Genomic DNA, 13,549 nt, shown 5'->3' with positions numbered 1-13,549 from the left:
CACGTGGTGACCGAGTCCGAGACCGATCGAATCCGGTCACCCCGTGCGCTTTTCGCCCGGCGATTCGCCGAACTCTATGCGGTGGCGGGGAATCCGACGCTGCGCCGGGTCGCGACCGCCGCCGAGAACCGGATGCGCGCCGCCCAGGGCAACCGCCCGGGCGGCGCGTCCGCGCAGCGCATCAGCGACTGGAAGGCGGGGCGCAATGTCCCGGCTCGCTTCGAATCGCTGCTCCCGGTCGTGCTCACCCTCATCGACCTGGCCCGTAAGACCGGTCAGCCACTGCCCCGGCAGCTGGCGGATCCCACAGAGTGGCAACGCCTCTGGCAGGAGGCCACCACCTGGGCTCCCGAGGAGGAGGCGGAAGCCGCCTGCCCCTACCCCGGTCTGATCGCCTTCGGCGGCGCGAATCGCGACCTGTTCTTCGGCCGCACCCGCGCCACCACGGATCTCACCGACCTCGTGCGAGCCGCCGACGGTCCGGTCGTGGTGATCGGCGCGTCCGGTGCGGGCAAGTCGTCGCTGCTGGCGGCGGGCCTGATCCCCGCGCTCTCCGAGTGGGAGACGGCACTGTTCACCCCGGGTGCGCGGCCAACGGCCGCGCTGCGAACGATCGTGGAAACAGCGCGGGCCGAATCGGATTCGCGGCCGACCGCCGCACCGGACGACACCGCGCCGCAGGCAGCGGCCGAACACGCCGGGCCGCGGGCAGCACTCGAGCACACCGAACCCGACCTCCGGCGGGTGACACCGGCTCTCGCCCCGCGCGCCGAGGGTCCACGCCGCTTGCTTGTCATCGACCAGGCCGAGGAACTCTTCACCGCCTGCGCCGATGATCGTGAACGCGAAGCCTTCCTGACCCTCCTGCACACCTGCGCCACCCGAGCCGACGACCCCGTCGCCGTCGTCCTGGCCCTGCGCGCTGACTTCTACGCCCACTGCCTCAACCATCTCGTCCTCCAGGAGGCCCTGGAGCACCGCAGTTTCCTGCTCGGCCCCATGCGCACCGAGGAGCTGGCCCAGGCCATCTCGGGTCCGGCGCGCGCGGTCGGCCTGGACCTGGAGAACGGCCTCGAAGAGCTGGTCATCACCGAACTCTGCGGCGCGGGCGGCCAGCACGACCGCCGCGCCTACGACCCGGGCGCGCTGCCGCTGCTCTCCCACGTCATGGCCGCCACCTGGCAGTACCGGGAGGGCCGTCGCCTCACGGTGTCGGGCTACCGCAAGGCGGGCGGCGTCGTCGGCTCGGTCGCCGAGACCGCCGAATACGCCTGGAACGAACTGTCTCCCGGCCAGCGCGCCGCCGCCCGCGACCTCCTGCTGGGCCTGGTCACGGTCACCCGCGACGCTCGCGACACCCGCCGCCCCGGCGTCCGCACCGACCTGCTGGCCCATGCCGCCGACGCCGAATCCGCGACCGCAGCACTGGAATTGCTCGCCGCCACCCGCCTGATCACCCTCGATGCCGAGACCGTCACCCTCACTCACGAGATCGTCCTCACCGCCTGGCCCCGGCTGCGCAGCTGGATCGACGAGGACCGCGTCGGCTACCTGGTCCGTCAGCGTCTGGAGACCGACGCCGCCGAATGGGCCGGGCAGGAACGCGATTCGTCGCTGCTCTATCAGGGCGCGCGCTTGGAGAACGCCCTCGAGCACGTCGATCCGCCCCCGGCCGGTCCGCTGGCCACCGAATTCCTCACCGCCGCGACCACGGCCCGCACCAAGTCCCGCCGCCGCGCCACCTGGATCCGGGCCCGGCTGGCCCTGTTCGCCGTGGCCGTCCTGGTTTTCGGGTTCAGCGCCTATACCCAGACTCGGCTGGCCGATCAACGCCGCGACGACCGCGACTTCGCCGCCGTACTCGCCGAAGCGGACCGGGTCCAGCAGTCCGACCCGTCGCTGGCCGCGCAGTTGAACCTGATCGCGTGGCGGATGCGGCCGGACGATCGGGCCGTGCGCTCCCGGCTGTTCCAGACGCAGGACACCCCGTTGGCGACGGTCACCCCCGCTCATGCGACCGCCATCGAGAGGATCGTCTACCGGCCCGACGGCAAGATCCTGATCTCCTCGGCCGCGAACACCCTCCGGTTCTGGGACAACGCCGATCCCCAGCATCCGAAACCGCTCTCCGTGCAACCGCTTCCGCTGGCCGGTTCGGATCCCCGGCAACCGGATGCCACGCCGCTGGAGTTGACCGGGTACAACAGCGCGTCCTTCAGTTCCGATGGCACGCTGCTGGCCACCACCAGCGCCTCCGACGGGCAGACCCGGCACATCGTGTTGTGGGACGTGTCCATACCCGCGACGCCACGGCGGCTGTCCACCGTGACCGAACCGCCGGATTCCAATTACGTGCAGGTCGCCTTCGTGCCCGGGGGCCGCACCCTCGCGGTGCTGACCGCCACCAAGTTCAGTCTGTGGAATGCCGTGGATCCGGCTGCCCCGGTCCGGGTCTCGTCCCGGCAGATCCCGCTCGGCGTGAGCGACCACCTCAGTCTCCGGATCAACCCCACCGGTCGATGGCTGACCGTCACTCATGCCTCGCTCGAGGGCGTCTCCCCCATGCTCGACCTGTGGAACATCACCGACCCCGCCAACCCCACACCGGTGACTCCGGCCGGTGAACCGATCCCGGCTGGCCGACTCGTCGCCTTCACCCCCGACGGGGCCACCCTCGCCGTGGTGACCCGGATCCGCGGCATCGCGGCCTCCGATACCACCGTGGAACTGTGGGATGTCTCGGATCCCGCTCGTGCACACCGGTATTCGACGGTGAGTACCGGCTCGAACTATGTCGGCGCCCTCGAATTCGCGTCAGACGGCCGGATTTTCGCCACCACCAGCACGGACGGCACGACGCTGTGGAACATGACGGACCCGGCCCGCCCGACCCGATACGGCGCCACCCTGCCGGGCAATCCCGGTAAATGCCGCTACACCCAGCTCACGGTTCCGTGCAAGGGCGCCCCCACCACGCTGGCCTTCGCACCCGGTGGCCGCACCCTCGTCACCGGCGACGCGCGGGGCGAGATCCGAACCTGGTCATTGCCAGTCCTGCTCACCGCGCCCGACGGGCAGGACGCGGCGGCGGCCTTCGACCGGACCGGAACCCGCCTGGTCACCTTCTCCGACAACGGCCGGATCATCGTGTGGGATCTGCGAAATCCGGACCAGCCCAGCCGAATCGGCGACTATCGCACCGAGCCCGGATTCATCGGCGCCACCTTGTCCGCCGATGGCAATACCCTGCTGACCCGCAGCTCGCCGGACGGTTCGTATGTTCGGGAGACCCAGCACGTCTTCGACCTGTCCGACCCCGCCCGCATTCGCGTGCTCGGCGACCCGGCCTTCCCCGGAGCCCAGTACAGTCCGTCCGTCTCCCCCGACCTGCGCTTGGCGGCCGCGACCAACGCGGACAACACGATTCAGCTCTGGGACATGAGCGATCCGGTACACCCCAAGCCCGTCGGCGACCGCCTGCCGACCCACACCGCCTACCCGAGAGCGTTCTTCGACGCCAACGGCGCCACCCTCACCGTCAGCGAAATCGTCGGCGACACCAACACGGCCGAACTCCTCGTCACCCTCTGGAATGTCGCCGACCCCGCGCGCCCCGGCCGGGTCGCCGACCTGCTCCGGCAACCCGCCGTCGCGGGCGACCAGATCATGGTCACACCCGATCACCGCACCATGGTCGTGATCGCCAATGACACCTTCCAGAACTGGGACATCAGCAATCCCACCCGTCCGGTCCGGCTCGGCGACCCGGTGCCCGCCCGCACCCTCAACCTCGCCTCCATCCGCTTCACCACCGACTCCCGGACCATGATCACCACCGGCATCGACGGCGCTGCCCGACTCTGGAACATCACCGACCCGGCCCATCCCGCCCCCACCGATGCCCTGGCCGAATCCGGCTCCACCTCCATCACCGCCACCTTCTCCCCCGACAACCGCCACGTGGCCATCACGACGGCCTACGGTCCGATCAAACTCTGGGACACCGACCTTCCCCACGCCGTAGCCCGAGTCTGCGACACCACGTCGGACATCTGGACCGAATCTCTTTGGCGGCACCACCTCCCGCAGCTGCCCTACCGCCCGCCGTGCCCGGCCCACTGACATCGTCCGAACTGCCGGGCGGAATACCGCCGAGCCCCGGACCGGTTGGAGTCCACGAGATCCCGAACAGGACAGGTGAGATGAACGCATTCAACGAATCCGTGATCGCGGAGTTCCGCGCCAACAACGGCGAGGTAGGCGGCCCCTTCGAAGGCCGCACCAACATGGTCCTGATCACCACCACCGGAGCGAAGTCCGGCCGCCCCACCACCAACCCCCTGGTCTACGTCCCCGACACCGACCGCATCATCCTCATCGCCTCCAACGGCGGCGCCGACAAGCACCCCGCCTGGTACCACAACCTCCGCGCCAACCCGGAGCTCACCGTCGAACTCGGCACCGAAACCTACACCGGCAAAGCCGAATTCCTCCCCGAACCCGAATCCACCACCCTCTACAACCGCATGATCGACCTCATGCCCGTCTTCGCCGACTACCGAGCCAAGACCACCCGCCACATCCCGGTCATCGCGGTGTACCGCCAACCCGCGTAAAGGTTGCGCCCGAATCAGCCGCTCGACGGTTGAACCCGCAGCCCATCGGACAACAGGGTCAGCAACCGGCGCCAGTCGCCGCTGCCGGAGCGAATGGTGGCGGACAGTGCGCCGACAACCATGTAGACATCGGCGACGGTCAAGTCGGGGCGCACTGTTCCAGCGGCCCGATCGGATTCGATGAGCGCGCCGATGATCTCGGCGAGCTGTTCCAGCGCAGCGCCGCGCGGTTCACTACCGCGTGATTGGCGGGCGGCTTCGATGGCGGCGGACAATCCACTGTCGGCCGCCAGGATTTCGCCGACATGGGTCAGATAGTCGAGCACCCCCCGGCCGGGCTCGGCCTGGTCCAGACATTGGGTGCGCGCGTATTCCTCGATCTCGGCGAAACGTTGCGCGGCCGCGGCTTCGATCAGGTCGGCCTGGGCCGGGAAGTGCCGGTACACGGTGCCGATCCCGACACCGGCGGCCCGCGCCACCTCCGGCAGTTGGACCTGACTTCCCCTCTCCGCGAACAGATTACGTGCGGCTTCCAGGATGCGGTCGCGATTACGGGAGGCGTCCGCGCGCGGCCTGCGCGACGGCGACGATGGGCTTGACACTCGGGTTCCCTTCCGGCCTACACTCGAATCGGATCCGGATTCCGGTTCCGTTTCTCTTGAGTCGAAGGGTACCACCATGTCCCACAATCGATTTCTGCTGCTCGAAGCCGGCGCGGCCCGCCCCGGCCGCCTCCCGCTGCCGCCCGCGTTCGCGGTGAAGGCCACCACCGCCGATACCGAAGGCCGCTTCTCGCTCCTGGAAGTCACCCTCGCCCGCGATATCCCCCGCCACACCCATGACGCGGCCGACGAATCCATCTACGTGCTCGACGGCACCCTCGAGGTGGAATTCGACGACCGCGTCGAGCACGCCACCGCCGGGATGTTCGTCCTACTCCCCCAAGGCATTCCGCACGCCCTACGCTGCGCCTCGACACCCCCGCCGCGCCTCATCCAGATCTCGTCACCGGGCGGCTGGGAGTGCTACCTGGAGGATCTGTTCGAGGCGGGACCCGCCGTGCTCACCGCGGACGCCCTCGACCCCGCCAAGATCAACCCGATCGCCGCCAAGCACCACATCCGATACGAGGAACCCACGGTGCCCTAGCACGGCCCAGATCCAGCCACCAACCCAAACCCCACCCAATCCCGGACGCCGAGTGGCACATGATGGAGGTGAAAGTGGACAAAACCCCTCCAGGATGTGCCACTCGGCGACGAGATCGGGTGCGGTGTCATGACTTTTGAGTGGCGGGGTTGAGCTCGATCTGGCGGGCGCCGGCCCCAGCCTGGAGGCCGCAACCGGCCAGCGCAGCAGGCGCAGATCGACTGCCCGAGCCGATCCGACGTCGCCGAGCGTCCGCACGGAGTGTGCGATTGCCGCTGCGCCGATGAGTTTCGGGTGGGTCCGTCGTCGATACCTTTGGATGCACCGACGGCGGTGGGTCAGAGCGGAAGCAGACGATCCGGGCAGTGATCCGGGCGGGCGAGAGGGAGGCGCGATGAGTGGGACCAAGGTGTTGGTGGCGGGGGCGAGCATCGCCGGGCCCGCGTTGGCGCATTGGTTGCGGCGACGGGGAGCCGAGGTGACCGTGGTGGAGCGGGCTCCTGGGTTGCGGCCCGGTGGGCAGGCGGTGGACGCGCGCGGGGTGGCCAAGGAGGTCATTCGGCGGATGGGGCTGGATGCGGAGGTGCGGGCGGCACGGACCGAGACCGCGGGGGCGTACACGGTGGACGTGGACGGGAAGGTGCTGGAGACGTTTCGCGCGGACGATCATGACGGGGACGGGTATATCTCGGAGATCGAGATTCTGCGCGGGGATCTGTCGCGGGTGCTGCACGACGACACGCGTGACGAGGTCGAGTACATCTTCGGGGACCGGATCGCGGAGCTGACGCAGGACGCGAACGGGGTCGACGTGGTCCTCGAGGGCGGAGAGCGGCGGCGTTTCGACCTGGTGATCGGGGCGGATGGGCTGCATTCGGGGCTGCGCGCCATGGTTTTCGGCCCGCACGAGCGGTTCGTCCGGCATCTCGGGCACGCGCTGGCTTTCTACACCGTGCCCAACGAGTTCGAGCTGGACGGCTGGCTGATCGACTACCAGACATCCGGGCGCTCGGCGGGTCTGCGACCCATCCGGGACGCTACCCAGGCGATGGCCCTGTTCTCCTTCGTCGCCCCCGACCTCGACATCGACTACCGCGACATCGCCGCCCAGAAGCGCCTGCTCCGCGCTCGGATGGACGGCATGGGCTGGCTGACCCCACGCATCCTCGCCCATCTGGACGACGCCCCGGACTTCTACCTCGACCAGGTCGCCCAGGTGGTGATGGACCGCTGGTCGAGCGGACGCGTCGGCCTGCTCGGCGACGCGGCCTTCAGCTCGTCCCCCTATTCCGGACAAGGCACCGGCCTGGCCCTGGTCGGCGCCTACATCCTGGCCGGAGAGCTGGCCGCCGCCGACTGGAACCCCGAAGCCGGATTCGCCGCCTACGAGCAGCGCATGCGCCCGTTCGTCGAGGCCAACCAGGAAATCGGCCGCCTGCACGCCCGCAGTCGCGATATTCCCGACCCGAACGCCGAGCCCAGCCCCGAACCCGACTGGGACTTCGACCTGATCGACCGGGCGCTCAACGGAATCGAACTGCCCGACTACGCGGAATTGCCGGACTCCCGCCCTGCGGCCGAACCGCCGATCACCTCATCAGCAAGCAATTAGGCGGCCCAGCACATTGCACGCTTCACCGAACGATGGCCGGTCGGGGCCAAGTTCAGGTGAGGGTTCAGGGTGATCCCCGATGCGGCTGAGCAGGGCCTGACAGCACGATGGATGCCATGACGAGAACGAGCGACTGGTCCAAGGGTGCTGGGCGTACCGGCTTCTCCGATCAGATTCAGGATCTGTGGCAGACGCGGCCGGTGCGGTTTCCCAAGGACGGGCCGATCGCGGGCGTCGCTGTCGGTTTCGGCCGGCGCTACAACGTGGACCCGGTGCTGGTGCGGGTGGCGTTCGTGGTGTCGGCGTTGTTCGGCGGGGCGGGCGTCGTGCTCTACCTGCTCGGATGGCTGCTGCTGAACCAGGCCGGAGACCAGTCCTCGGCGGCGGAGTCGCTGTTCGGGCGCGGCCAGGCGTCGCAGCCCTCGTCCAAGACCATCGTGCTCATGGTGGCGTTGGGGATCGCTGTGAGCACGATGGGTCCCGTCGGGGTGGGACTCGGCGGGTCCGGGGTGATCAGCTTCGCGCTCATGCTGGGCGGATGGTGGCTGCTGTATCAGCGCCAGATGCAGCCGCCCGCAGGCTATTTCGAGCAGCCGGCGGTCACCGATCCGTTCAACACGGGGTATCCGGGCACCGCGAGCCCGTACTGGACCGGGTATCCGGGCACCAATGCGGTGACCTTCCAGACGTACGGGCCGTACACGACACTGCCCGATCACTACGAGCCCGACCCCAACCAGCCGCCGGTCGCCGCACCGGAGCCGGAACCTGTTGTCACGCAGAAGATTCCGGACACCGAGCAGGTCACCGAAGTGCTGGAGACCCGGTACGCGCCCGCATCGTCGGTGTCCGACACCGTGATCCTGCGGAAGTCCGAATCCGCTTCGGGCCCCGGCACGCCGGAACAGCCCGACGAACCGGCGGACACAGCGGCGACGGCTGTCGATCTCACCAAGCCGAAGACCGACGACGAGGACGGCGACGCCCCCGAGACCCCCTCGGCCCCGCCGGCCGACGTCGAACCCCCTACGCTGCACCGGATTCCGCCGGTCGTCGACCGCCCACGCGCCGGATTCGGCCCCGCCCCCATCTCCCCCGACTTCGGCCCCACCCCGCCCGGCTGGGACCCCCTGGGCGTGGCCCCGCTGGCCTGGCAGCTGCCCGAGCCGATCACGCCGGTCCAGCAGCAAGTCGTCCAGGCTCCCCCGGCCCGCCCGCGGTCCCGCCTGACCCCCGTCACCATCGGTCTCGCCATCCTGGCCGCCGCCGCGGCGGGTTCCATGGCCGCGTCGGGCGTGGAGTGGATGACGCCCGGCCGGATCGGCGCCGCCGCATTGGCCGTGGTCGCCGTGGGCCTCATCGTGGGCGCGTTCCTGCGCCGCGGCTACGGCCTGATGGTGGTGCTGGCCCCACTGGCCGGTTTCGTGATCCTGGCCTCGCTGATCGGCCCGATCCAGTTCGACGAGGGCGCGATGGGCGACCACAAGTGGTCCGCCGCAACCGATTCCGAGCTGCTGCCCGTCTATCACATCTCGATGGGTTCGGGCACTCTCGACCTGAGCCAACTGAAGCTGACCGAGGATCGCGCGGTCGAGGTGAAGGTGCGCATGGGCGACGCCCGCGTGATGCTGCCGCCGAACCTGCGCGTCAACACGACCTGCAATGTCCGCATGGGTGATTCGAACTGCCCGAGCGGAATCTCGGGCCCGGCGACGGGCCCCGTCCTGAACCTGACCGTCGACGTGCAGATGGGAAACGCGGAGGTGAACCGTGGCTGAGAACAAGAACCGCCGACCCTCGTTCGCACTACTGCTGGCCGGCCTGCTGGGCCTGGGCGTGAGTGTGTGGGCCTTCATCGGCCCCCACTTCTGGCCCGTCTCCGGCGGTCTGTCGCTGGGCTGGATCGTGGTGATCGCCGCCATCGTGGTGGGCGTGATCCTGGTACTCAGCCCGAAGAAACACCGGGAGTAGACCGCACGCGCCGCCCCCACCCCCTCGCCGGGGGCGGCGTCCTTCCTTCCCGGAACTGCCCTTCCGAGAAGGCCGAAGGCCCCGCACCTTTCGCAGGTGCGGGGCCTTCGCGTTCAGCGGGGAGCTCTCACTCCCATTCGATGGTGCCCGGCGGCTTGGACGTCACGTCGAGCACGACGCGGTTGACGTCGGCCACCTCGTTGGTGATGCGGGTGGAGATCCGCTCCAGCACCTCGTAGGGCAGGCGGGTCCAGTCGGCGGTCATGGCGTCCTCGGAGGAGACCGGGCGCAGCACGATCGGGTGGCCGTAGGTGCGGCCGTCGCCCTGCACGCCGACACTGCGGACATCGGCCAGCAACACCACGGGGCACTGCCAGATCGACTTGTCCAGCCCGGCGGCGGTGAGCTCCTCGCGCGCGATGGCGTCGGCCTGGCGCAGCAGCTCCAGCCGGTCGTGGGTGACCTCGCCGATGATGCGGATGGCCAGACCCGGACCCGGGAACGGCTGGCGCGCAACGATTTCCTCGGGCAGCCCCAGCTCGCGGCCGACCGCGCGCACCTCGTCCTTGAACAGCAGCCGCAGCGGCTCGACGAGCGCGAACTCCAGATCGTCGGGCAGACCGCCGACATTGTGGTGCGACTTGATGTTCGCGGTGCCCGCGCCGCCGCCGGACTCGACCACGTCCGGGTACAGGGTGCCCTGCACCAGGAACTCGACCTTGGTCTCGCCCTGCTCGCCGACCACCTCGGAGACCGCGTCCTCGAACGACCGGATGAACTCCCGGCCGATGATCTTGCGCTTCTCCTCCGGATCGGTGACGCCCTTCAGCTCACCCAGGAACTTGTCGACCGCGTCGACGGTGACCAGCTTGGCCCCGGTCGCGGCGACGAAATCACGCTGCACCTGCTCGCGCTCGCCCGCGCGCAGCAGACCGTGATCGACGAACACACAGGTGAGGCGGTCACCGATGGCCCGCTGCACCAGCGCGGCCGCGACCGCGGAGTCCACACCGCCGGACAGACCACAGATGGCGTGGCCGTCGCCGACCTGCTCGCGCACCTGGGCGATGAGCGCCTCGGCGATATTGGCGGGCGTCCACGCGCCCGGGATGCCGGCGATCTCGTGCAGGAACCGGCTCAGCACCTGCTGGCCGTGCGGCGAGTGCAGCACCTCCGGGTGGTACTGCACGCCGGCGAGCTTGCGCGCCCGATCCTCGAACGCGGCGACCGGCGCGCCCGCGGAGGTCGCGGTCACCTCGAACCCGGCGGGCGCGTCGGTGACGGCGTCGCCGTGGCTCATCCACACCGGCTGCCGGGTGGGCAGGCCGCCGTGCAGAATGCCGCCGTCGACGCTGAGCTCGGTGCGCCCGTACTCGCGAGTCCCGGTGTGCGCCACCGTGCCGCCGAGCGCCTGCGCCATGGCCTGGAAGCCGTAGCAGATACCGAAGACCGGCAGGTCCAGTTCGAACAGCCGCGCGTCCAGCTGCGGCGCGCCCTCGGCGTACACGCTGCTGGGTCCGCCGGAGAGGATGACGGCGAGGGGCTGCTTCTCCGCGATCTCCTCGACGGTGATCGTGTGCGGCACCACCTCGGAATACACACTCGCTTCGCGCACCCGGCGCGCGATCAGCTGCGCGTATTGCGCGCCGAAATCGACAACAAGGACTGGTCGCTGGGTTTCTGCCACCCGCACAGTCTAGTGAGCGAGATAGGACACACTCTCCCCGGGCGACCGCTCCCCCGCCTCCCCGGAACGCGGCGGACAGCTACGTGCCGGTGGCCGTCGAACACCCGTGCCGGCGGTCAGGTGCCGAACCGATTTCGGCCGTCCCCGACGAGTTACCCCGACCGGCACGAAATCAGTCGGCACCCAGGGGATCGGGTTCACTGTGGACCGCCACCCCGGGCCAGGGTGCGCCGCGGCCTCGGAAGCGGTTGCCCGCCCGGCCCGGAAGTGGTGGCATCGGGACGGTATTCGCGTCGGAGTTGTCCTGGATAGGGACTTCCGCCCTCGCCTGGACGGTAATTCCTCCCCGACCGAACGGGCCGAGCGACACCCGCTGTGCCGGTGGGCAGGAAAGCTCGCCGGTTTGTCACCGGTGCTGGCTATTCTCTACCTCGTGCCATTCGCCCGTGCGATCGATGCCGAGATCCACTACGAGGACAGCGGGGGCGAAGGTCCGGTTGTGCTGCTGGGGCACGAATTCCTCATGGACCGAACGATGTTCGCGTCGCAACAGGCGGCGTTGACTCCGGAGTTCCGGATCGTGACCTGGGATGCGCGCGGACACGGCCGCACCCGCGACGAGGGGCTGCCGTTCACCTACTGGACCTCCGCCCGGGACGCGCTGACCGTACTGGATCAGCTGGGCGCGCAACGGGCCGTGGTGGGCGGAACCTCCCAGGGCGGTTTCATCGCGCTGCGCACCGCGCTGCTGGCCCCCGACCGGGTCGCCGCCCTGGTGCTGCTCAGCAGTGAGGCGCACGAGCCCACCGCCGCCGAACTCGCCAATGGCCGAAAGTTTCTGGACAAGTGGCACGAGGACGGCCCCCGCCCCGCGCTCGCCGAATACCTGGCCCGCTGGCTCATCGGCGACGACGACTGGTATCGCGCCGTGTGGGTGAAACGCTGGCTGGCCCGCGACCCGTCGGCTACCGAGATCGCCGCGGGCGCGCTGCTGGGCCGCGACTCGGTGCTGGAGCGACTACCCGAAATCACCTGCCCCACTTTGGTCATCCACCCGACCCGCTCGGGCGTGCCCCGCTCGCACGCCCGGGAACTGGCCGAACGCCTCCCCCGCGCGCACTATCTGGAGATCGACGGCGCCCGGCAGACGGTGAACATGACCCACCCGGTGGCGGTGAACTCCGCGATCCGGGAGTTCCTCCGCGATATCGCGGTACCGCCGCTGCGCGATTTCAGCGCCCGGCCGGGCAGCCGCTGACCGACCCCGGATACGACTCGCGCCCTTGCGCATTCGAGTGAATGCGCAAGGGCGCGAGTGCAGGGTCTGATCGCTAGCCGCGCACGTTCAAACCGACCTTCTGGAATTCCTTGAGGTCGCTGTACCCGGTCTTGGCCATCGAACGACGCAGGCCGCCAACCAGATTCAGCGAACCGAAGGGGTCGTTGGACGGGCCGTTGAGGACCTGGTCCAGCGGGACCCGCTCCTCGTCGACCGCGTACGGCAGCACCGCGCCGCGCGGAACCGACGGGTGCGCGGCGGCCGAGGGCCAGTACCAGCCGTTGCCCGGGGTCTCGCGGGCCATGGCCAGCGGCACGCCCAGCATGACCGCGTCCGCGCCGCACGCGATGGCCTTGGCGACGTGCCCGGAGGTCAGGGTCTCGCCGTCGGCGATGACGTGCACGTAGCGGCCGCCGGTCTCGTCCAGGTAGTCGCGACGCGCGGCGGCGGCGTCGGCGATGGCGGTGGCCATCGGCACACCGATGCCGAGCACCTCACCGGTGGTGGTGGAGCCCTGCATCGAGCCGTAGCCCACGATGACGCCCGCCGCGCCGGTGCGCATCAGGTGCAGCGCGGTGCGGTGATCGGATACGCCGCCCGCGACCACCGGCACATCCAGCTCGGCGATGAAGGTCTTGAGGTTCAACGGCTCCCCGTCGCCCACGTGCTCGGCGGAGATGATGGTGCCGTGCACGACCAGCAGGTCGATCCCGGCCTGCACCAGGCTGGGGGTGAGGGCGCGCGCGTTCTGCGGGCTGACCCGCACCGCGGTGGTGACCCCGGCGGCGCGCACCTCGGCGACCGCGGCGGCCAGCAGGTCGGCCTTCATCGGCGCGGCGTGCAGCTCCTGCAGCAGCGCGACCGCCGCCTCGGTGCCTTCCTTCTCCGCGACCTCGGTCAGCTGCTGCACCTTGGCGTCGACGTCGGCGTGCCGGGCCCACAGGCCCTCACCATTGATAACGCCCAGGCCGCCGGCCTTGCCCAGTTCGATGGCGAACTTCGGCGAGACGAGCGCGTCGGTGGGATGCGCGAGGAACGGGATCTCGAAGCGGTACGCGTCGAGCTGCCAGGCCAGCGACACCTGCTTGGAGGAGCGGGTCCGGCGCGAGGGCACGATGTCGATATCGTCCAGCTCGTAGGTGCGCCGAGCCGTCCGGCCCATGCCGATCTCGACCATATCGCGCATCGTTGTTCAGTCCTCCTGTGTTGGATTGCCCTCCGCTTCGCTCCGGGCG

The 13,549-nt window shown here is 69.6% G+C and carries 10 protein-coding genes; 7 read left to right on the top strand and 3 right to left on the bottom strand.

The window, feature by feature from the left end; genetic code table 11:
* Positions 1-6: 6 nt before the first annotated feature.
* Together ACQPYY_RS04910 and ACQPYY_RS04905 are read left to right on the top strand one after the other, a co-directional pair.
* Positions 7-4,122, top strand: coding sequence for an AAA family ATPase (locus ACQPYY_RS04910; protein WP_433592892.1), 4,116 nt, complete (start codon positions 7-9; stop codon positions 4,120-4,122).
* A gap of 80 nt (positions 4,123-4,202) precedes the next feature.
* Positions 4,203-4,616: a nitroreductase family deazaflavin-dependent oxidoreductase gene (locus ACQPYY_RS04905; protein WP_433592891.1), complete on the top strand. Its 414-nt coding sequence runs from the start codon at positions 4,203-4,205 to the stop codon at positions 4,614-4,616.
* Between the two features lie 14 nt (positions 4,617-4,630).
* On the opposite strand, the gene ACQPYY_RS04900 is transcribed toward ACQPYY_RS04905, so the two are convergent.
* The gene (locus tag ACQPYY_RS04900; protein ID WP_433592890.1) at positions 4,631-5,296 is read right to left on the bottom strand and encodes a TetR/AcrR family transcriptional regulator; all 666 of its coding nucleotides are present in this window, start codon (positions 5,294-5,296) and stop codon (positions 4,631-4,633) included.
* Here ACQPYY_RS04900 and ACQPYY_RS04895 point away from each other — a divergent pair.
* The 4 genes from ACQPYY_RS04895 to ACQPYY_RS04880 all read left to right on the top strand — a co-directional run bounded on the left by ACQPYY_RS04895 (position 5,295) and on the right by ACQPYY_RS04880 (position 9,348).
* Positions 5,295-5,765 carry a cupin domain-containing protein gene (locus ACQPYY_RS04895; protein WP_433592889.1) on the top strand — a complete coding sequence of 157 codons (471 nt, stop codon included), beginning with the start codon at positions 5,295-5,297 and terminating at the stop codon, positions 5,763-5,765. The two genes, ACQPYY_RS04900 and ACQPYY_RS04895, sit on opposite strands and share 2 nt — an antisense overlap.
* A gap of 394 nt (positions 5,766-6,159) precedes the next feature.
* The gene (locus ACQPYY_RS04890; RefSeq protein WP_433592888.1) at positions 6,160-7,377 is read left to right on the top strand and encodes an FAD-dependent monooxygenase; all 1,218 of its coding nucleotides are present in this window, start codon (positions 6,160-6,162) and stop codon (positions 7,375-7,377) included.
* Positions 7,378-7,493: 116 nt separating this feature from the next.
* Positions 7,494-9,155 carry a PspC domain-containing protein gene (locus ACQPYY_RS04885; protein ID WP_433592887.1) on the top strand — a complete coding sequence of 554 codons (1,662 nt, stop codon included), beginning with the start codon at positions 7,494-7,496 and terminating at the stop codon, positions 9,153-9,155.
* The gene (locus ACQPYY_RS04880) at positions 9,148-9,348 is read left to right on the top strand and encodes a hypothetical protein (RefSeq protein WP_357098351.1); all 201 of its coding nucleotides are present in this window, start codon (positions 9,148-9,150) and stop codon (positions 9,346-9,348) included. The genes ACQPYY_RS04885 and ACQPYY_RS04880 overlap by 8 nt, the downstream gene beginning before the upstream one ends.
* A 127-nt stretch (positions 9,349-9,475) precedes the next feature.
* Here ACQPYY_RS04880 and guaA read toward each other — a convergent pair whose 3' ends face one another.
* Entirely contained in the window at positions 9,476-11,041 is a 1,566-nt protein-coding gene (gene guaA, locus ACQPYY_RS04875) for a glutamine-hydrolyzing GMP synthase (RefSeq protein ID WP_379105320.1), read from the bottom strand.
* A 427-nt stretch (positions 11,042-11,468) separates the two neighbouring features.
* Between guaA and ACQPYY_RS04870 the strand changes: the two genes are divergently transcribed.
* Positions 11,469-12,293: an alpha/beta fold hydrolase gene (locus ACQPYY_RS04870; RefSeq protein ID WP_433592886.1), complete on the top strand. Its 825-nt coding sequence runs from the start codon at positions 11,469-11,471 to the stop codon at positions 12,291-12,293.
* A gap of 73 nt (positions 12,294-12,366) precedes the next feature.
* On the opposite strand, the gene ACQPYY_RS04865 is transcribed toward ACQPYY_RS04870, so the two are convergent.
* On the bottom strand, positions 12,367-13,500 hold the full coding sequence (locus ACQPYY_RS04865) for a GuaB3 family IMP dehydrogenase-related protein (protein ID WP_357098360.1): 1,134 nt from the start codon (positions 13,498-13,500) through the stop codon (positions 12,367-12,369).
* Positions 13,501-13,549: the final 49 nt, after the last annotated feature.

This window comes from Nocardia sp. CA-145437, from assembly GCF_050956485.1.
Lineage (GTDB): Bacteria > Actinomycetota > Actinomycetes > Mycobacteriales > Mycobacteriaceae > Nocardia.
This window is presented reverse-complemented; position numbering and strand designations above follow the sequence as displayed.

Coding starts and splice junctions, on each gene's coding strand:
- ACQPYY_RS04905 (WP_433592891.1), top strand. CDS start 4,203: ATGAACGCATTCAACGAATCCGTGATCGCGGAGTTCCGCGCCAACAAC.
- ACQPYY_RS04890 (WP_433592888.1), top strand. CDS start 6,160: ATGAGTGGGACCAAGGTGTTGGTGGCGGGGGCGAGCATCGCCGGGCCC.
- ACQPYY_RS04900 (WP_433592890.1), bottom strand. CDS start 5,296: ATGGTGGTACCCTTCGACTCAAGAGAAACGGAACCGGAATCCGGATCC.
- ACQPYY_RS04895 (WP_433592889.1), top strand. CDS start 5,295: ATGTCCCACAATCGATTTCTGCTGCTCGAAGCCGGCGCGGCCCGCCCC.
- ACQPYY_RS04865 (WP_357098360.1), bottom strand. CDS start 13,500: ATGCGCGATATGGTCGAGATCGGCATGGGCCGGACGGCTCGGCGCACC.
- ACQPYY_RS04885 (WP_433592887.1), top strand. CDS start 7,494: ATGACGAGAACGAGCGACTGGTCCAAGGGTGCTGGGCGTACCGGCTTC.